The sequence below is a fragment of the Winogradskyella sp. genome (assembly GCF_013213835.1).
In the GTDB taxonomy this organism is placed as follows: Bacteria; Bacteroidota; Bacteroidia; order Flavobacteriales; family Flavobacteriaceae; genus Winogradskyella.
The window spans coordinates 462,793-482,595 of the sequence record NZ_JABSSU010000003.1; the positions used below are offsets into that span (position 1 = coordinate 462,793).

Genomic DNA, 19,803 nt, shown 5'->3' on the forward strand with positions numbered 1-19,803 from the left:
GGTGAAATTATTATTGCATCAAAAACAAATGAAACAATCACAATTCATTATCTTTAGTAAAAATGAGATGCCTGTCGTCATGGTTTTGTTGAAAAAAGCTAAACGCTAACAATTGTATCTCCAACGAAAAAAAATACTAACCGATATGAAACAATTACTTTTTGTCTTTACCTGCCTACTGCTATTATCATCATGTAATTCTTCAGATAGCACCGCAAAGAAAGACACAAATACCTCTGACTTAAAAGATACAACTAACAAAAAATCAGTAGACAAAACACATTTAGTACCCATTGATACAGATACTGCCTTAATCGCTACGGCATTAATGGCTGCACCAAAGGAAAGTAGAGATAACTGCACGGTTATAGGCTATAATATGGCTGGTGAGTTTGTGACTTTAAAAGAAGGAAATAATGAGTTTATAGTCTTAGCAGACAATCCCAATGATTCTGGTTTTAGTGCTGCATGCTATCACAGAGATTTAGAACCTTTTATGGCGCGTGGTAGAGCATTAAAAGCAATGGGCAAAAGCAGAACAGAAATCTTTGAAATTAGAGAGGAAGAAGCCAAATCTGGTAAATTGGATATGGGGAAACCAGGATCTACCCTACACATTTACTATGGGCAAGATGCATTATATGATCCAAAAACGTCTGAAGTAGATGGTGCTATTTACAGATATGTGGTGTATTTACCGTTTGCAACTTCAGCATCAACAGGACTACCTGAACAACCAATAAGCTCCAATCATCCTTGGATAATGAATCCAGGTACACATAAAGCGCATATTATGATATCGCCTAAATCAGATAAAAATTAATTTCTTAGGATTATGTTAAGTGATGCCTCAGCACATTGCATAAATAAGTCTAGTAATATGAAAACAGAAAAACCAAAAAAATTCAAAAAAAGCTTTTTCTTCGGATTGATTGTAGGAGCTATTGGCTACGGTATTTTTAAGGCATTCATTTGGCCTTTATTTTCTTAAAAATTATTAATAGTTGGGTATGACAATTGACAACCTAAAATCAAATGTACAATGGTGGGAAAGCAAAAGATGGATTTATAATTTACTGGTAGGCCTAATAGGAATTGTAGCAATTTATTTCGCAATTTCTGAAAAACCATATGATTGGAAAATATTGGATACTCTAAGTGTTCTATTTTGGGGCATCGGTGCTAATCTCTTTTATTCCTTTGGCACATTAATAGAACTGTTTGATTGGTATTATTTTAACAATAAACTTTCCGTAAAGAAACTGAGGTTACTCTTTTTTATATTAGGAACAGGTTTTAGTTGTTTATACTCGTTTTGGTTTGTAATGGTGACTCATTTTGGTGCTAATTGGTAAATAAAAGTGATCAATTTAGATGTTGTAGAGTTTTCAATTTACTATATTTGAGAAAGGTATTTATCACTTTGTAGTTGTACAGTTTGTGAAACATAATATTGGAATCATATATGCTTCTGTTGACGGACACACCAAAAAAATTTGTGAGGCGCTCCAACAGACATTAAGTAAAGAAAATCTTTCCTCAGAATTGCACCATATAGACCATTTAGATTTTAATATTTCAGAGTATAATACCATAATTATTGGTGCTAGTGTACGGTACGGTAAACACAATAAAAACATCATTAATTTTATCCAAAACAATGCAAAACAACTTAATACCCTAAACACAGCTTTGTTTTCGGTGAACCTTGTGGCAAGGAAAGAAGAAAAGAGTTCGCCTACTACAAATCCATACATGATTAAACTATTGGAATCCATTAATTGGAAAGCTGACTTTATGGAAGTGTTTGCTGGTAAGTTAGATTATAAGTCCTATGGTTTTTTTGATAAATTAATGATAAAACTCATCATGAAGTTTACCAATGGCCCAACTACAACTGATGAACCTATCGTTTATACAAATTGGGAAAAAGTACATACTTTTGGAATGAAGATTGCTGACCATATTAAAACACTTAGCTAAAAAATGAAATATTACTTATACCTTATATTAATGCTAGTCTGTATGTCAACCTACGGACAGGAAACTGCTATGTTCGACAGAAGTTTTCATAAGAAAACAGATGACCCAAGGAGTAAAAACAAAAGAGAATATACGGTAACAGATAGCCTGATAACGGTAAAAGATTACAAAAAATCAAGGTTATATAGAACCGGAGAGTTTTATGGGTTCACCGATCTTGAAAACTTAGATGAATTTATTTGGTACAACTCAAACGACCAATACGATAGAAACCCTAATCTTAGAGTTACTAATAGAAAAGGATATGTTAAGTACTATAATATAAAAGGTAATGTCACCAAAGAAATTCTCTATGATGAAGACAAAACCAAATACCTACAAGTTTGGTATGATAGTATTCCTTATTTGGTTGAAGGCACCGGAAAAATTGAACTTGAGTTTAAATCGGTCAATGAAAAATTAGTGCGTATTTTTAAAGATTCTACTGAGACAGAAGGTTATTTAATCAGAACACTTAAAAAGGATACCATTCATATTAAAACAGATACTGACGCTTATCCGAAAACCGGTTTACGTCCATTCTATCAAGATTTAGCCGAGAATGTAAAGTACCCAGGTTTTGCACAGTTGTTGGGTATTGACAAAAGAATTACTATAGAATTTATTGTTGACGAAAACGGGAATCTTACAGATTTTAAACCACTGAACAAAGAAAGTTTAAACTTTGAAAAGAAGGCCATAAGAAAACTTGAAAGAATGCCAAAATGGATTCCGGCAACGTTTAATGGTAAAAATGTAAAAACTCGTTTTAGGATACCGTTGACGTTTAAATTTGACTAATAGACATTACTGCAAATAATTAATGCAATTAAATCAATTGCAAACTAACCACACAAGGACTATCTTTATGAAGTCAATACTTATGTTATTGACAACTTTCTAAAAGATATTAGCCTTATGAATCAACGCATTGTAATTATCTCAATCGTTCTTCTTCAACTTTGCTTTGGTTGCAAAGAAAAAGAAAACAAAGACCTTCCTAACAAGGACGAAAAACCAGAATGGACAATCGATTTCTTTGACGACTTTGAAACCTTTAATGCAGAGCATTGGCAAGACCAAATGATCTGGGTGAATAATGAGAATCATTGCTATGTACCTAATGGTAAATATAATACTAGAGAAGTAAGCAATGGTACACTAAAGCTGAGAGTTATTGATCTTGGTGAAAAGCAACCATGTGATAATTTAGATGTAAAAACTGGTGCGCAACATCCAGAAACTCAATATGTAGCTGGGCGAATTATTTCAAAAAATCGTAAGGAATTTATTAAGGGAAAATGGACGGCACGCTTAAAAGTTGAGAATAGTGGTCAATCAGGTATGTTTCCTGCTTGGTGGTTACTTGGTGCAAGAAATAACGAACCGCCAATTGAAGATGAAGATGAAACAGTATGCTGGCCATTAACTGGCTCTGGTGAAATTGATGTTTTTGAACATCATAGTGATGGTGGACCAAATCATTATGCCGCACGTGCTATTGTGAACCTTGGGGAATGTCAAAGTGGAGATTGGCAAGGTAAAATGTTAGTTCAAGAAGCTGAGTTAGGTGAATTTCATGATTATTCTGTAGAATGGGACGGAAAAGACTTGGTATTCCGCTTAGATAATGAAGAAGTGTATAGAGCCAAAGATCAAGGCGATAATTTCCCTGAGCCATTGTTCGCCATTCTAAATTTTGCAAAAATTAACGATGCACCAATGACTCAAAATTGGGAAATGGAAGTTGATTGGGTAAAGCATGAATTTAAAACCAAAAAATAGAACCATGACCTTTAAAAAAACGTATAAAGCACTTATAGTCCTTTCATTCATAATAACCATTGTCCTAACCTCTTGTCTATCGCAACATGAAGCTAATACTAACACATCAATCACAGAGGCTGAAATTAAAATAGCTAAAGACCTTATTCAGGGATCATTTGATGATTTGTGGGCAGGTGGAGATTCTACAAAAATAATGTCTTACCATACCGATGATTTTATCATCTTAGAACAAGGTGAAATTTGGGACAATGAAAGAATTAAAACCTATATGCGTGGTATGGTATCAAATCCAAACCGTGCTAAACGCACTAATAAGATGGAATATATTTCTATTGATAAATATGGACCATCAATCCAAATTGCATACTATAACTACGCTGAATTTACCCAAGCAGATACACTTGTCGGAAAGGCAAAATGGCTCGAAAGTGCCCTTGCAGTGCCAACGGATGATGGCTGGCGATTAAAAATGATGCACTCTACAAGAGCAAGAGATTAAAATCATATGTAATTCATACCAACTCAAATCTTATAATTATGAAGTCTGCTTTATTTATCCTTACCATTTTATGCCTTAATACGACAGTTTTTTGTCAAGAAAAATGTGAAATAACAGAAGTATACGCTCAAATTTTCACGATAACAAAGGAGACTTTTCGCGATCGGGAATTTCTAATGAAAAAGGTAAATCCAATAGATTCTTCATCTTGTTTTTCTAAATTAATCAATGAGAATATCCGTTACATTGATTACTTAAGAACTCATTTTACTGATAACTCAAAAAATGAGAAACTAAAGGCCATAAAGGATTCTATAAAACTTCAACGGACTTACATAAAGCATTTAAAAAATGATAGTGTTTTTAATAGTGTCATGCAAAAGCTAACAAAAAAAACACCTAATGATAAGTCATTTGTTGCAGATACCATATCAACTGATGATCTTATGAATATTGCAGTAAAGTTTTTTTCAATTAAGGGTATTACCCAAGAAGGCTACTATGAAGGAAAGGTCTGTGTTGGTATCAATGGGATAAAACTTACTGAACCTATAAGACAACCTCATGTTGAGGCTTTTTGTTTCACTACTATATTGAATCATCTTAATTCTGAAGAGTATAACCTATATAACGAATTTGTTAATGGTATAAAAGCTTTATACACGCTCAACTTAGGCATTGATGCTAACCAAAGACTTTTAAGAGCGCAAGGTGCAATGTTTATGTATATGCGAAATAATGAAATACTTAAAAAAGCACTTCTAGCTACTTACAGAAAAAAGAAGGACTTTCTACCTTTTGTTCTAACCTTAGAATAGAACTAATTTTTAGCAATGCTATTTTATTAACTACGATGACCAAAATCATAAAACACTAATTAAATATTCATTAGTTTTAGTAGTTAATTAATCGTACGATGAAACTTATTGAAGTTACACCAGAAAACGCTTTACAAGAGACATTTTTTTGTATTAAGGATACCAAACGTCATGGCTTTAAGGACAAATATAATTGGTTTAACAAACGCCATAAAGAAGGTATGCGCATTAAAATTCTAAAAAGTTATGCGGACAAGATGCTCGGATTCATTGAGTATGTACCAGCAAAATTTGCTTGGCGCCCTATTGAAGGTGATAACTACATGTTTATACATTGCATCTATATCTATTCTAAAAAAGAGCGCCAAAAAGGCTATGGTGCTCTATTACTAAAAGATGCTGAAAATGAAGCGAAAGCAAATGGATTAGACGGACTTTGCGTTATGACAAGTGATGGCGGTTGGCTAGCAAACAAATCATTATTCGAAAAGAATGATTTTCATCAAATTGAAACTAAGGACAGATTTCAACTTCTGGCGAAAACTTGGAATACCGCCGCCTTACCACCAAAACTAATAGATTGGCACGCAGAACAAAAAAAATATAAAGGATGGCATCTTTTATATTCAGATCAGTGTCCTTGGAATGAAAAGTCTGCAGAGGCCATTTTAAATCTAGCAATGGACGTAGGACTAGATATGACACTTACTAAAATTACGTCAGTGAAAGAGGCCAAAGCAGCACCTTCCGGTTTTGGTGTCTTTAACTTATTAAGAGATGGGCGACTTATTGTAGACCATTATATCAGTAATACAAGATTCAAAAACATTCTTAAGAAAGAACTCAATTTAAAAGTATAATATTATGGAATTGCAAGATTTAATAACCTTCTTCGGATATATGTCTCTAATTAACTTTGGTGTGCTTTTATTTAGTTTCACCATAATCACTATATCTGGTAAATGGGTGCATCGTTTGCATGGTAAGATTTTTAATATACCTGAAGAGACCGTTGGTAAATCCTTATATCTAACCATTGCTTTTTATAAAATTCTGATTATTCTTTTCAATGTAGTACCTTGGATTGTACTAAAATTAATGGCTTAACTTTAAGGAATTAAACACGCTTAAGTATTGAATTTATTAGACTATTGCGTTTCTTTAAGACATCAAGGCCTCAACAAAAACGAGATTAAAGCCAAATTAAAAGAAAAAGATGTTGATAGTATTCAAATAGAGCACTATTTGAAAAAGTCTGATGAGATCTATTTAAATCAACTTGTAAATAATAAACAAAAGCAAAAGTCTAAAACCACCTTGGATCGCAATATTAAAACTGTGCTTTTAATATTGAGCCTTTTACTTCTGGTCGTTGCATTTTATGGCTACGCCACCATCGGACTAATAGGTCTATTTGCTATTTGGAGCATAGTTGATTATGGTTCGTATAGAAAATAAACTAACCAAATATCATAAGACATAATAAAAATAAAGCCACTGCATTAAAAGTAGCATCAAGGCTTGTTTCTCTTAAATTTCCGTGATAGGAAAATATTTACAATTTTCATATATTTGAGAGAATACCAATATCTAGACAGTTTTTCTGATAAAGAATTTCAGTCTTATTAAACACCTTTTTGTTCATGGACCAATCATTAAAAGACATTTGTAACTCTAGTAAAACTAAGTTTGATTTAACATCGGCTTCAGATCAGACTTATTTATACGACCTTATTGAGACTATTAAGGACTACCCTATAAGTGATATTCTTGAGCTTGGTAATGATAAAAACTCGCCTTTAGCATTTAGAATGGCAGCGAAAATTGCTGATTCTAAAAAATATATTGATGACTCAAATCATAAGCTAAAAATAGGTGTGGTATATGCCATGTGGGGCGAACAAAATAGACTAAAGAAAAGAAGCGACGATAATCCTAATGGCGAAGATTCTTTAAACGTTAAAGTGAATCAGTTATCATGGCTTTTGAAGGACTCTAATATAGAATGGAAACTCTATGCTGTAGATGATGGTTGTCCTCATGGCAGTGGAGATTTAGCAGAATCTATACGTAAGTCTTCAGAATACGCAGATCAAATTGAAGTTTTATTTCTAGAAAAAAACTTACCATCCACTAGTCAACCTTTGAAAAATTTAAAATCTGCTGACGACTCTAGAAAAGGTGGCGCTATTCTTTTAGGTTGTGACAAAGCACTAAAGGATAATGTAGATGTTGTTATTTATACGGATGCTGATAATTCGGTGCATTTATCTCAAATAGGATTGCTGCTAAGACCTCATCTTGAAGCTGGACATAACGTTGTTTTAGGAAACAGAAAGGACCCAAATGCCGTATTAGTAAAGCAAGAGAACCGTTGGGGAATTGGTATTAAAGCCTTAAGACATATGCAACGCATGATTGGTGTTAATATTTTTTCTCGTAACATTAGGGACTCACAGGCTGCATTTAAACTATATCATAAAGATATCGCTACAGAAATCTTGAAAAACCCTTCTGTTTTTGACTTCTCATTCGACTCAGATTGGATTGCCTGTGTTATTGGAATGGGTGAAGAATTTGCAATGGTTCCTTTTGCATTTGTGGACTCATTTGCTGAGTCTGCATCCATAGTTCAAGGCCCTATGACAACTTGGGAAACCCTTTTAAAAGGCTTAATAACTGCGCTTAGAGCTAGAGGAATTGATCATAATGAAGATATGGCAAGAGTTGTGATGGAACATATCGAAACACATCACGACCTAGATCTTCTTATAAATGATTTACCAGAAGAACTTGTTGATGCTGAAGATAAAGACCTTGGTGATCCTAATGTAATGTCACCAAAAGCTATGGAGGATTGGATTATCAGCAAAAAGAAAACAAGCTAAATGTTAGAACACAATCTTAATCGCAACCTAAATACGTCATATTTTATAGTAGTAGATTAAGTATCTCATGGCATTTTTAAGAAGAATACGCGATTATATTGAACGAGAAATGTTTCTAAATGAGCTATATGACGATGCTAGGAATCTAGATCATGTGTTACTCGCCAAACGGTTAGAACTACTTAACAACATAGCAACACCACTTTTTAGAGATATTGGCTTAAACCATTGGAATGGCAAATACCAGTGGTACAGTGATTTTAATTCGGAAGGTATAAAGCATGTTATTGAATTTAATTTACTCAAAGGTTTTTCAGGTGGTTTCACATATGGTAATTGCTACAATTTTGTACCAACATTTTCTGGCAAAAAATTAATACATCACCGCACAGAAAAATCAACAAAGCTTATCTATTATAAACGATCAGACCGTTGGCAAAATGCAATTGAAACTCATCGACCTATAAATCCTGATCGTATAAATACCGCCAATGCAAAGAAGTTTCAAAAAACCTTAAAATACGTTCTTAAAAAAAACATTACACCTTTTAACACGTGGTTTAAACAAAATAGCACCATTGATGACAATATTTTATCACTAAAGAAAGAATTACTTCACCCATCACAAGAAGCAGGAATACGGATCATTTCAGACGAGTATATATTAGCATTCTTGTACAAACAAAAAGAAGATTTAACTAACGCCGAACATTGGATGCAAGAGCACTTTAAAAAAGGGGTTCATAATGACATTCAGATGGAATTGTTAATGAAGCGATTAAAAAATTAAAAGAGTTTGAAAAAAAGATCTTATAAACTCATATGGTCCGAAGAATTTAATATTGATGTTCTTAACTCAGATATTTGGTCTTTTGAAGAAGGTGAAGTTCGTAATAATGAAAAACAATATTACACCAAAAACCGAAATAAGAATTGTCGAATTACAGACGGAAAACTCATTCTTGAAGCACATAAAGAAGACTACAAAGGATATCAATATACATCCAGCAGTATCATAACAAAGCATAAAAAAGAATTCCTCTATGGCAGAATTGAGGTTAGTGCTAAATTACCGCAAGGTAAAGGCATTTGGCCAGCTATATGGATGTTGGGTACAAACATAGATGAGATACATTGGCCTCTATGCGGTGAGATAGATATAATGGAAAATGTTGGCTACGATCCTAACAAAGTACATGGTAATATTCATACAAAGGCATTCAACCACAATTTAGAAACTAATAAAGGAGCTTTTATTGAAAATGATACGTTGCACGAAAAGTTTCATCTTTATGCCATTGACTGGACTGAAGATCAAGTAGATTTTTATTTTAATGATACTAAGTATTTCAGTTTTTATTATGACAAAAAAAATGACATCAAAACTTGGCCATTCAGTCAACCGCACTATTTACTTATTAATCTTGCCGTAGGTGGTTTTTGGGGTGGAAAAGAAGGTATTGATGATTCTATTTTTCCACAAAAGTATATGATTGATTTTATAAAGTATTATGAAATTATCTAGGTTGCCTTACAAAGAGTTTATTTATTCTTCTCCTCTATCCATTTACTCAAATACTTGGTGCTTTGCAAAGTCTGATGTTGCAAGATATTCCCTATAAAATTGTTTTCTCTATGTGTTTTAAGTGTGCCTCTTAAATTAGATACTTTTGCGGCGAAGCCTTCACTAAATTGAGAGGTATTAAACCTATCATTTATAACTTTAAAACCTTTGGCTTGTTTGGTATTCCAAACACTTGCATCAGTATAAAGCGAAACCGCCTTTGTAGCAAACGCTCTAACATCATCAATCACAAATCCGTTAGGTTCTAATTCACCAAACATACCTTCAGAGGCAATTGTTGACATCATACATGGTGTTCCATTTTTCATGGCATCAAAAAGTTTACCTTTAAGACCTGCGCCAAAACGTAAAGGAGCTAGACAAACTCTATAATGTTGCATCACTTCATTAACATTCTCAACAAAACCTTTTATTAAAAAGCCATCCTTATCATTACGCAACTGGGTAACTTTCTGAGGCTCATACGCGCCATAAATATGTAATTCTGCCTTTGGAAGTTTCGCTTTAATTAATGGCCATATCGTTTGTTTTAAGTATAACACATTATCATAATTTGGTGGATGCAAAAAATTGCCAATAGTCATAAAGTGTTGTCGTTCTTCAAAAGCTGGCAGATGGTTTGTGTTTTCTTCAGTAATCTTATCTAACAAAAACGGTAAATAGTGTAGTAAGCTATCATCAATACGAAACTGATTTCTAAGAATATCTATTTCAGCTTCAGAAATCATTATACTTAAATCACTGCGATATATACTAGCTATTTCTCGCTTTGTTGTATCATTTTGAAGTAATTCTACTGATAATTCAGTATTGGCTTTTAAAGCTTGTTCCCTAGCCTTTCTTAAGCCATGAAAGTCTTCTGTGTCTAAAATTCGAACTGCCTTGGGACATTGCTCAGCTATTCGCCAACCATATTGTTCTTCAATCATAAAGCGATCGAATACGACAATATCAGGATTCAATTCTGCAACAAAGGCATCGAACGTACTATCATTTAACTGAATCTCTGTAGTCTCAACATTGATAGCATTTAGATTGTAAGTCTTGTCAGAGATTTTAGCAGCGCAAGCAAAAACAATATCATAAGCTTGACTTTGAAATTGCTCAATAATCTGCAACATTCGGCTTCCTGCTGCTGAGCTATCTGGCTCAGGCCACACGAAACCTATGATTAATAACTGTTTTGTCATTAATTTGATACTTTACAATCTGATTGAGACAAAGATTAAATGCATCTTTTAAGGCTATTGTGGTTCCTTTAAAAACGCATATTTAATGCGAGCTGTTTGCACCCATTTTTCAACGGACTCAATCTGTTCCTTTGTTAATTTAGCATCACTATGCGTCCAAGTGTAACTTGGTAAAGGCATGTGTCCTTCTTCTACTTCTTCGGCTAGCTCTTCTAATTTATGGTCTTTCTTTTTATCGGAGTAATCATCCCACTTTGAAACATTAAAATGTCCCTTGCCATGTTCTATATGATCATTTAACCAATAATTTACTGGTGTAATATTGTTATACCAAGGATATCTTGTATGATCGCTATGACAATCTAAACATGCATTTTTAAGTATGAGTTTCACATCTTCTGGTGGATTGGTGTCTTCAAAAAACGCCTCTACAGACGCCAAATCACCTTCATTTTTCTCAGGGCCAAAAAACTGGGCAATAACTAATACAACTAAAAGTACAATACCTATTTTCTTCAGAGATTTTTTTATCATGGTTTTTTACTATTTTACGTCGGTTAAAATAACAAAGGTTTTGACAAAAGACCAACTTTATAAAGAATTAAATTACGTCAATCACTCTAGAAAGAAACGCCTTTTCTACGCCAACATGGTAATAGAAAATCCTAATTTAATAGCACCATTACTAGAAATTCTCTTTGAAGTAGACGATAAAATATCTTGCAGAGCAGCATGGGTTTTTGAGTTTATGTGTGGTGAGAAGTTAGAGGCCATCATCCCTCATTTAGATGTCTTTACTGCAAATGTATCTAAAGTTCATTTAGATCCGGCTGTGAGACCAATGGCAAAGATTTGTGAATATCTCATCAAAGCTTTCTATGCTAAGAAACCATCTAAAATAAAATCGGCTTTGACTGAAAAGCATAAAGAAAAAATTATTGAAGCCTGTTTTGATTGGATGATAAATGATGAAAAAATTGCACCAAAGGCATACTCTATGAATGCTTTATATCTTTTAGGTTCTGAATACGATTGGATACATCCGGAATTGGCGTTGATTTTAGAGCGCGATTTTCAGATGCAAAGTTCGGGTTTTAAAGCAAGAGCAAGACATATTTTAAAGAAAATAAAGTCCAAAATTATGGATTAGTTAAGTGTAAAAAACTTCTAACCCCTAACTTCTTACTTTATACTTACTTTGTTATCTTTGAAGCTTTAAAATTTTGAACTCAGATGGCACTTTCACAACTTAATGCAATTTCACCAATTGATGGCAGATACAGATCAAAAGTAGATGCTCTAGGTAACTATTTCTCTGAAGAAGCTCTTATAAAATATAGAGTCCTCGTTGAAATAGAGTACTTTATTGCATTATGCGAATTACCATTACCACAATTAGCGTCTGTTTCTAATACGCTTTTCGATAGTTTGAGATCTATTTATAAAGATTTTACCGTAGAAGATGCTACTGCAATAAAAAACATAGAGAAAGTCACAAATCATGATGTTAAAGCTGTTGAGTATTTTATTAAAGAAAAATTTGATGCTTTAGGCTTATCTGAATATAAAGAGTTCATTCACTTCGGATTAACATCTCAAGATATCAATAATACTGCAATTCCGTTAAGTATTAAGGATGCCATGAATGATGTTTATGTACCAGAATATCTGACATTATTAAAGAAAATTGAGGAATTGGCTGGGGACTGGGCAGAAGTTTCGATGTTAGCAAGAACACATGGTCAACCTGCTTCACCAACGCGTCTAGGAAAAGAAATCCTGGTATTTGCGACAAGATTAAAAGAACAATTTAATTTATTGAATGACATACCAAGTGCTGCTAAATTTGGTGGTGCAACTGGTAACTTTAACGCGCATAAAGTAGCATATCCAAATATTGACTGGAAAGCTTTTGGAACCAAATTTGTACAAGAAAAATTAGGTCTACAACACTCATTCCCAACAACTCAGATTGAGCATTACGACCATGCAGCAGCTTTATTTGATACTTTAAAACGTGTAAATAATATTATTATAGATTTAGATAGAGACATTTGGACCTATGTTTCTATGGACTATTTTAAACAAAAAATTAAAAAAGGAGAAGTTGGTAGTTCAGCCATGCCACATAAGGTGAATCCTATTGATTTTGAAAATAGTGAGGGAAACCTAGGTATTGCTAATGCTATTTTTGAACATTTGGCTGCAAAACTTCCGATTTCAAGATTACAGCGAGATCTTACAGATAGTACTGTTTTAAGAAATGTTGGTGTGCCTTTTGGACATACTATTATAGGATTTAAATCTACATTAAAAGGCTTAGGTAAGTTATTATTAAATGCTTCAAAATTTGAAGAAGACTTAGAGAATAACTGGGCTGTTGTTGCGGAAGCGATTCAAACCATATTAAGGCGTGAAGCTTATCCTAATCCATATGAAGCTTTAAAAGGTTTAACGAGAACCAATGCCGCAATAAACCAAAATTCTATTTCGAATTTTATTGATACCTTAGAGGTTTCTGATGCAATAAAAGCTGAATTAAAAAGCATAACACCAAGTAATTATACAGGTATATGAGTTTAGTCTCATTAAATAAAAATACGATAGCCTTAATTGTAGTAAGTATCATTGCCATTGCATTTTTTGTGTGTGGAATGCTAGACATACTCGATTATGTTATTGTGAAGGCACTTTTATTTTTGGGTATAGCTACAATATCAATAATAGCATTTGTTTCGGGTATAAATAATGCAACAAAAAATCGCTCTAAAGATTAACTCGAGAGCGACCTATTAACATTCTAAATAACTGTCAGTTTATTTAAAAAAATCTGTAATTCCATTTAAATTGGCATCTTCAAAGTTCATATCCTTTAGCGCCGATTGAAGCGACATTAGTTTTCCTGCGTTCATATCATCACCTAATACTCTTGCAACTAAAAAACCTTTATCATTGGCATTTGCAAATACAATGAGCTCATCTATGCTGTCTACATCACCTATAAAATTCACTGAAAATTTACCATCAGTGCTATTTCCCCCACGCATTAATTCCTCGTACTTCTCATTCTTAAGTATCACCTTAACTTTTTTCAGTTCTTCTTTATACTCTTCAATATTATCTACATCAACTTTAAATGCTAATACATTTAATTTGTCGATAGATTCATAAGCTTCTTTTTGCTCATCAGTAAAATCAACGTTTTCAACATTAATTAAACTCGTTGGTAAATCTGCAGAAATAAAACCTGGTTTAAGCTCATTGTCCACAAAATACGTTTGCAATGATGGTCCTTGATTGCAGCTTGTAAAAGCCACAACCAAAGTCAGCATCGCGATTATTTTTTTGATTGATTGTTTCATGGTATACTTATTATTCACCAGCTTTTTCTAATTGCTCACCACCTGGAATATCCATTGTTTTTGTAATCTTAGAGATTTGTCTTAAATCTATATCACCTGTAAGTGTCAATAAAACAGTTTCTATTTCACGTTTTTTGCCATTAATTTCAATGTTTTGACCTTCAGTTACCTCTTTAAGTCCACTTACAAACATTAATAATTCTTTTACGTGATTCTCATCTTTACCTTCTAAAACATAAAACTTTACAGTTTGACCACCATCTTTAATTCTCATTAACTCTTCTAAATCTGAAGACTTAATATATTTTGCCACAGTAGCCTTCATGTCAGCAGAGATCTTTTCATCACCTGTGGTAAACACTTTAAGACCTGTGATTTTCTTGATCATTTCTAAAGTTTCTTGTGCTTCAGGATCATCCATATCCATATCGATACTTGCGATCATCTTAAACATCTTCTGATTTACAATTACAGATGTTACCTCTTCTAAATCTTCATACTTATCAAAGATACTTTGAGCGCCTGATAACATTGGTGCTGCAATAAGTGCTAGAATAATTACTATTTTTTTCATGATTTCTTGTTTTGTGTGTTTTACTTGTTCTTTAAAATTCTACTTGTTTGTTTGTTAAATTCACTTAGTCTATTGACTTGCGATACACCACTATTAAGATTATCGCTAACTAGAGCTAAGTTGGTCATTTGTGCTTTACCTTCATTCATGCCTAGAGAAATTAAACTTAAAGCTTCCATGGTTTGATTGTATGTTTCCATGGCTATCTGCTGTTGTCTGATTTCTTCCTCGGAAGGCCCTAGAAGTTGAGGCACCATAAAACCTAGCATTAGAACTGCAACTGCTGCGACAGAAATCCATTGATACAATTTTGTTCTCTTAGGTTTTAATGGAACGTCTTTAGTATACTGTTCGTTTTGCGCTTCTGAGAAGTATAAAAATAACGGCTTGTAATGCTCTAAATGTGGCGCTACATCTTCACTTTCAAAATAAGCTCTTAATTGTGCTTCCTCTTTAAGTGTGGTCTCTGCATTATTATACTTTTCTATAAGTGTTTCTATATTATTTAATACCATAACGATGTGTATTAGTCAATTTTTCTCTTATTGTTTTTCTTGCTCTTGACAGATTAACTCTTATCGCAGTTTCATTCATTTCTAGCATTTTAGCTATTTCTGAAAATTCATACTGTTCAATATCTCTTAGTTGTACTATCATCCTTTGTTGTTCTGGTAGGTCTTCCATAATCTTTGAGACCCAACTCATACTATCTTTTGCTTCTACTTGTTTCTGTAATGACGAACTATTGTCGGTATAATTACTATGTACGATTTTTAAATTTTGTGCTTGTTTAGATTTTAATCTGTCCAAACAAAAATTCTTAGTCATTGTCATTGAAAAAGCTTCCACATTTTTATATTCACCAATCTTTTCTTTGTTCCGCCATAATTTTAATAATATTTCTTGCGTAGCATCTTCAGCTTCTTCTTGAGAAACTAGTAAACGTTTCGCTAAACGAAACACCTTATCTTTAAATGGCATTACTAAGCTTACAAAATCTGTTTGCTTCATTACTTTTTTGATTGGTTGGCGACTACCTTTTTATTGGTCTTCATAACTACGACGAGAGACATTACATTTTGTTACAAACTTTTTTTTATTAATAATAATGTAAGTAAATTTAAAGTCTTATCGACTATTAAAAACAATTGCGCAAACTATGAAAAAGTTATTATTGTTATGTGTTGTACTCACCACATTTATGAGCTGTTTTGAAGATATGGATGACAATGCCATTTCTAGTACAGACGTTAAGGATTTTGTATGGAAAGGCATGAATGCCTACTATCTCTACAACGGTCCAGATCAATCACCAAATCTCACAAATGATAGATTTGGTATAAATGGTATACAAAATCGTTATGAAAAACCAGAAGAGTATTCAGAGTTCTTAGATGGATTCGATACACCTGAAGCATTATTTAACGCACTTACATTTGATGATTTAGATGAATTTAGTGTTATTGTTCCTAACTATTTTGATGTTTTAAATGCCCAACAGGGCACAATTTTATCTAATGGTCTAGAATTTAGATTATACTTTGTCCCTGGTAGCACAACTGAAGTCTTTGGTGCAATTACATTAGTTTTAAATAATAGTGTGGCTGATAATCTTGGTTTAACACGTGGACAACTTTTTAGAGCAGTGGATGGAGTAAACCTAACTAATAACAATTTTAATGAGCTATTAAGTCAAAATACATATACACTTAATTTTGCAGATTATGGCACCAACGGTACGTCTGAAGTTGATGATGATACTGTAACTTTAAATGGTAATAGCACAAGTTTAACTAAAGAAAATTACACTGAAAACCCTGTACATATTGTAGAAACGTTGAGTTTTGATGGCATCAACGTTGGCTATTTAATGTATAACGGTTTTGTTAGAAATTTTGATAATCAATTAAATGATGCCTTTGGTCAGCTTCAAGCTAATGGTGTGCAAGAACTTATATTAGATCTTAGATATAATGGTGGTGGCAGTATACAAACAGCAGCCTATTTAGCGAGTATGATTACAGGACAATTTAATGGTGAGGTGTTCTCAAAATTATTTTTCAATAATAATCAAGAATCCAGTAACAGAGATTACGAATTTACCAGCGGTATCATTAATGGTCCTGCGATTAATAGCTTAAACCTTAATAAGGTATATGTATTAACATCTGACAGATCGGCTTCTGCTAGTGAATTAATTATAAATAGCTTAAGTTCATACATAGACGTTATTCATATTGGAGATTTTACAGCAGGTAAAACACAGGCAAATAGATTATTTTTTGATTCAGCTAATTTCGAGGGTAATGATGTTAATGTTGGTCATACTTATGGTATCATCCCTTTAATTGCGAATTCTACTAATGTCAACGATGAATTGGTACCTACAAATGGTTTGGAACCAGATATTACTCTTACTGAAATGCCAGGTAATCTTGGTACTTTAGGCACATCATCAGATCCGTTATTGGCTGCGGCTATTGTGGAAATCACAGATAGTGACAGAACTTCTCTAAATCCAAACTTAAGAGGCATAGAAGAACTAGATTCTAGCAGACTAAGGTCATTTATTGATGGTCTTATGTTTGAAGACTAAAAAAGACTGAACGATCACATAGTTTTTTATTTCAATATGACCCACAAAACCTATTTTAATTGGAGTTCTGGGAAGGATTCTGCATTGGCGCTGTTTTATTTATTACAAAATAAAAAGTACTCTATTGAGAAACTCCTTACAACCACTAATGAAGCGACTGAACGAGTCACTATGCACGGGCTAAGAGAGGAGTTACTTATTAAACAAATAGAATCTATAGAAATATCATCTCATATTATAAAGCTTCCTAAAGAACCCTCAATGGAAATTTATAATGATCTTATGACAGATACTCTAAATAGTCTTAAAAAAGAAGGTTTTACACATGCTGCTTTTGGAGATATCTTTTTGGAAGATTTAAGAATGTATAGAGATGCACAATTATCTGCTCAAAATATTGAAACCATTTATCCACTTTGGAAAAAAAACACATCTCAACTTATTAATGAATTTATAGAATTAGGCTTCAAAACCATAGTCGTTAGTGCTAGTGCTAAATATTTTGATAAACGTTTTGTTGGTACTATCATAGACAAAGATTTTATAGATAAGTTACCTAAAGATGTCGACCCATGTGGGGAAAACGGTGAGTTTCACACCTTCTGTTTTGATGGTCCGATATTTAAACAACCTATTAATTTTGGTATTGGGCAAAAAGTGTATCGAGAGTACAAAGCGCCAAAAACAGATACAGATAACACTTTAAAAGAAGAAAAAAGGGGATTTTGGTATGTTGATTTATTTTCTTCGTAAAAATGGTGATTTCTTACTAAACAACCTCTTTTTCAAACGCCATAAAGTGAGTTGTTTGTTCATTATATAACGGAATTACATTTACTTGACACTTGTATGGTGTTCCGTCCTTTTTATAATTAATTATAACTTCTTTAAAAGGCTTACAATCAATAACATTTTGACGTATTCTGTTTCGCACTGTAATTGAAGTATCTTCTCCTTGTAAAAACTTTGGCGTTTTGTTTTTAGCAAACGACTTAGAATAACCATTCATTTTTGTAAAACCATCATTTACCCAAATAATATTTTGGTTTTTATCTGTAACAATTAAGGCTTCATAGTCATTTTCTTTAAAGGCTGTTTTAAGATCATTTTGCCATTTATATTTCTTAGCTAAAGACAATACTTCCTTTAGTTCGTTGTTTTTTATTGTTTCAGAAATTCTTTCTTGATAACCCATCATATAAATATCCCAACTCATTAATGGCATAGTTTTAAATCTTTTCAATTCCATAGCTTTTTTGATGTCTTCGTGTTGAGAACTCTCATCACTAGTTATAAAAATATCTAAACAACCCATATAATTTGGATCTTTCATCAGCTTAGTGTTATTAAATTAGATATGTTTTAATTATTTAATAAAAAGCCACAACATTGCAACGCTGTGGCTTTTGATATTAATAGGTTTTAGTTAAAATAAACATCACCAGGAATAATATTTACTGTAGTAGAATTGATTAATGCATTGGTATTTAAATCATACGCAAAAAGAGAACCGTTACTTACAAAATCAACAGCATCTACTCCATATAAAACAGAATTATTAACTGTCATACCATAAAAGTTTACTCCTGTTATATTAGCAGTTGTAGGTAGCGTTAAAGAACTATCATCCATTTCATAAACACTTCCAGACATGTAATAGTACAGTTTACCATTTTCAAATGCCAAGTAATTTGGATGTTCTGTTGTTGCAAAATCAATAGATGTTACACTATTATTACTTATATTAATTTTTGACAATTTACCAGCTGTTTCATCACCTGTCCAAGCTGGTTTTCCTCCAGATAATACCCAAAGATTATTACCTTCTAACACTAAAGAATTAGGCACATCACCAACAGTGATTGTTGTTGAAACAACATCATTATTAGCATCTATAACAGATATCACATTATTTTGATTAAATCCACCTTGGTGAGCAACATAAACCGAATTACCTGAAGCAACAATTTCTTCTGGACCTTCTTCTACTGCAATGGTTTGAGCGTTAATAGTATTTGAAGCTACGTCGAAAATAGCAATATAATCATCTGTTGTAACAAAGCCATCGCCCCAATTAGTTACATAACCTTTACCGTTTGCAAAAGCAATATATCTTGGGTTATTTAGACCTGTATTTATAGTTGCAACAGATTCAAATGTGTATCTATTAACAACTTCAATTTTATTAGATACATTTAATACGATATAGGCAAAATTACCATTAAAGGCAATACTTTGAGCTGTGTCACCTAACAATGTACTATTGACATTATTAAAAATGTTGTTTTCAACAGTACTTAAATCATAAGACACATATGATACTGAGGCATTTCCCATTCCGAAGTTACCTTCGTGAGATACTAATATACCATTATCATAATCGCCTAATGGTTCATTGTTGTTATTGTCGTCGTCGTCACTACAAGAGTTAAATAATAACCCTACGCATAAGAAAAGTAAAAGAAGTTTTTTTGTGTTCAT

General features: G+C 32.9%; 26 protein-coding genes. 18 read left to right on the forward strand and 8 right to left on the reverse strand.

The features are described 5' to 3' along the window. Positions 1 to 145 precede the first annotated feature (145 nt). From HRU50_RS04985 to HRU50_RS05045, 13 genes are all read left to right on the forward strand, one after another. On the forward strand, positions 146 to 823 hold the full coding sequence (locus tag HRU50_RS04985) for a hypothetical protein (RefSeq protein ID WP_296348795.1): 678 nt from the start codon (positions 146 to 148) through the stop codon (positions 821 to 823). A gap of 187 nt (positions 824 to 1,010) precedes the next feature. Continuing rightward, positions 1,011 to 1,355: a hypothetical protein gene (locus HRU50_RS04990; protein WP_296348797.1), complete on the forward strand. Its 345-nt coding sequence runs from the start codon at positions 1,011 to 1,013 to the stop codon at positions 1,353 to 1,355. Positions 1,356 to 1,440: 85 nt separating this feature from the next. Further along, positions 1,441 to 1,983 carry a menaquinone-dependent protoporphyrinogen IX dehydrogenase gene (hemG, locus tag HRU50_RS04995; RefSeq protein WP_296348799.1) on the forward strand — a complete coding sequence of 181 codons (543 nt, stop codon included), beginning with the start codon at positions 1,441 to 1,443 and terminating at the stop codon, positions 1,981 to 1,983. Between the two features lie 3 nt (positions 1,984 to 1,986). Further along, positions 1,987 to 2,823 (forward strand): energy transducer TonB, encoded by an 837-nt coding sequence (locus HRU50_RS05000; RefSeq protein WP_296348802.1) that lies wholly within the window; start codon positions 1,987 to 1,989, stop codon positions 2,821 to 2,823. 117 nt (positions 2,824 to 2,940) lie between these two features. Continuing rightward, positions 2,941 to 3,807, forward strand: coding sequence for a glycoside hydrolase family 16 protein (locus tag HRU50_RS05005; protein ID WP_296348803.1), 867 nt, complete (start codon positions 2,941 to 2,943; stop codon positions 3,805 to 3,807). 4 nt (positions 3,808 to 3,811) lie between these two features. After that, positions 3,812 to 4,309 (forward strand): nuclear transport factor 2 family protein, encoded by a 498-nt coding sequence (locus tag HRU50_RS05010; protein ID WP_296348805.1) that lies wholly within the window; start codon positions 3,812 to 3,814, stop codon positions 4,307 to 4,309. Between the two features lie 176 nt (positions 4,310 to 4,485). Beyond that, on the forward strand, positions 4,486 to 5,127 hold the full coding sequence (locus HRU50_RS05015) for a hypothetical protein (protein WP_296348807.1): 642 nt from the start codon (positions 4,486 to 4,488) through the stop codon (positions 5,125 to 5,127). A 98-nt stretch (positions 5,128 to 5,225) separates the two neighbouring features. Next, on the forward strand, positions 5,226 to 5,987 hold the full coding sequence (locus tag HRU50_RS05020) for a GNAT family N-acetyltransferase (protein WP_296348809.1): 762 nt from the start codon (positions 5,226 to 5,228) through the stop codon (positions 5,985 to 5,987). Between the two features lie 4 nt (positions 5,988 to 5,991). Beyond that, positions 5,992 to 6,234 (forward strand): DUF6868 family protein, encoded by a 243-nt coding sequence (locus tag HRU50_RS05025; protein ID WP_296348810.1) that lies wholly within the window; start codon positions 5,992 to 5,994, stop codon positions 6,232 to 6,234. A gap of 27 nt (positions 6,235 to 6,261) precedes the next feature. Further along, positions 6,262 to 6,585 carry a hypothetical protein gene (locus tag HRU50_RS05030; RefSeq protein WP_296348812.1) on the forward strand — a complete coding sequence of 108 codons (324 nt, stop codon included), beginning with the start codon at positions 6,262 to 6,264 and terminating at the stop codon, positions 6,583 to 6,585. A gap of 185 nt (positions 6,586 to 6,770) precedes the next feature. Continuing rightward, positions 6,771 to 8,015 (forward strand): glycosyltransferase, encoded by a 1,245-nt coding sequence (locus HRU50_RS05035; RefSeq protein WP_296348814.1) that lies wholly within the window; start codon positions 6,771 to 6,773, stop codon positions 8,013 to 8,015. Positions 8,016 to 8,082: 67 nt separating this feature from the next. Then, positions 8,083 to 8,805, forward strand: coding sequence for a hypothetical protein (locus tag HRU50_RS05040; protein WP_296348817.1), 723 nt, complete (start codon positions 8,083 to 8,085; stop codon positions 8,803 to 8,805). A gap of 6 nt (positions 8,806 to 8,811) precedes the next feature. Then, a complete protein-coding gene (locus HRU50_RS05045; RefSeq protein WP_296348821.1) occupies positions 8,812 to 9,540 on the forward strand; it encodes a glycoside hydrolase family 16 protein in 729 nt (242 codons plus the stop codon). A 17-nt stretch (positions 9,541 to 9,557) separates the two neighbouring features. On the opposite strand, the gene HRU50_RS05050 is transcribed toward HRU50_RS05045, so the two are convergent. After that, the gene (locus HRU50_RS05050) at positions 9,558 to 10,790 is read right to left on the reverse strand and encodes a glycosyltransferase family 4 protein (protein ID WP_296348823.1); all 1,233 of its coding nucleotides are present in this window, start codon (positions 10,788 to 10,790) and stop codon (positions 9,558 to 9,560) included. Between the two features lie 54 nt (positions 10,791 to 10,844). Then, complete coding sequence (locus tag HRU50_RS05055; RefSeq protein ID WP_296348824.1) at positions 10,845 to 11,324, reverse strand: heme-binding domain-containing protein; 480 nt, start codon at positions 11,322 to 11,324, stop codon at positions 10,845 to 10,847. Between the two features lie 40 nt (positions 11,325 to 11,364). Between HRU50_RS05055 and HRU50_RS05060 the strand changes: the two genes are divergently transcribed. From HRU50_RS05060 to HRU50_RS05070, 3 genes are all read left to right on the forward strand, one after another. Further along, positions 11,365 to 11,940, forward strand: a complete 576-nt coding sequence (locus HRU50_RS05060) for an adenylosuccinate lyase (protein WP_296348825.1) — start codon at positions 11,365 to 11,367, stop codon at positions 11,938 to 11,940. 83 nt (positions 11,941 to 12,023) lie between these two features. Further along, on the forward strand, positions 12,024 to 13,367 hold the full coding sequence (purB, locus tag HRU50_RS05065) for an adenylosuccinate lyase (RefSeq protein WP_296348827.1): 1,344 nt from the start codon (positions 12,024 to 12,026) through the stop codon (positions 13,365 to 13,367). Beyond that, entirely contained in the window at positions 13,364 to 13,567 is a 204-nt protein-coding gene (locus tag HRU50_RS05070; RefSeq protein ID WP_296348828.1) for a hypothetical protein, read from the forward strand. The genes purB and HRU50_RS05070 overlap by 4 nt, the downstream gene beginning before the upstream one ends. A gap of 39 nt (positions 13,568 to 13,606) precedes the next feature. Here the strand turns inward: HRU50_RS05070 and HRU50_RS05075 are convergent, their stop codons facing one another. Genes HRU50_RS05075 through HRU50_RS05090 form a run of 4 tightly spaced genes read right to left on the reverse strand, consistent with a single transcriptional unit; the run spans position 13,607 to position 15,737 of the window. Next, on the reverse strand, positions 13,607 to 14,152 hold the full coding sequence (locus tag HRU50_RS05075) for a DUF4252 domain-containing protein (protein ID WP_296348829.1): 546 nt from the start codon (positions 14,150 to 14,152) through the stop codon (positions 13,607 to 13,609). A gap of 10 nt (positions 14,153 to 14,162) precedes the next feature. Further along, complete coding sequence (locus HRU50_RS05080; RefSeq protein ID WP_296348830.1) at positions 14,163 to 14,726, reverse strand: DUF4252 domain-containing protein; 564 nt, start codon at positions 14,724 to 14,726, stop codon at positions 14,163 to 14,165. Positions 14,727 to 14,746: 20 nt separating this feature from the next. Next, a complete protein-coding gene (locus HRU50_RS05085; protein ID WP_296348831.1) occupies positions 14,747 to 15,241 on the reverse strand; it encodes a hypothetical protein in 495 nt (164 codons plus the stop codon). After that, positions 15,228 to 15,737, reverse strand: coding sequence for a sigma-70 family RNA polymerase sigma factor (locus HRU50_RS05090; protein WP_296348832.1), 510 nt, complete (start codon positions 15,735 to 15,737; stop codon positions 15,228 to 15,230). Before HRU50_RS05090 ends, HRU50_RS05085 begins: the two co-directional genes overlap by 14 nt. 148 nt (positions 15,738 to 15,885) lie before the next feature. On the opposite strand from HRU50_RS05090, the gene HRU50_RS05095 reads away from it, so the two are divergent. Together HRU50_RS05095 and HRU50_RS05100 are read left to right on the forward strand one after the other, a co-directional pair. Then, a complete protein-coding gene (locus tag HRU50_RS05095) occupies positions 15,886 to 17,322 on the forward strand; it encodes a S41 family peptidase (RefSeq protein WP_296348834.1) in 1,437 nt (478 codons plus the stop codon). A 36-nt stretch (positions 17,323 to 17,358) separates the two neighbouring features. Continuing rightward, the gene (locus tag HRU50_RS05100; RefSeq protein WP_296348836.1) at positions 17,359 to 18,075 is read left to right on the forward strand and encodes an adenine nucleotide alpha hydrolase; all 717 of its coding nucleotides are present in this window, start codon (positions 17,359 to 17,361) and stop codon (positions 18,073 to 18,075) included. 16 nt (positions 18,076 to 18,091) lie between these two features. Here HRU50_RS05100 and HRU50_RS05105 read toward each other — a convergent pair whose 3' ends face one another. Next, positions 18,092 to 18,655, reverse strand: a complete 564-nt coding sequence (locus HRU50_RS05105; RefSeq protein ID WP_296348837.1) for a PAS domain-containing protein — start codon at positions 18,653 to 18,655, stop codon at positions 18,092 to 18,094. Positions 18,656 to 18,744: 89 nt separating this feature from the next. After that, entirely contained in the window at positions 18,745 to 19,803 is a 1,059-nt protein-coding gene (locus tag HRU50_RS05110) for a DUF5074 domain-containing protein (RefSeq protein ID WP_296348839.1), read from the reverse strand.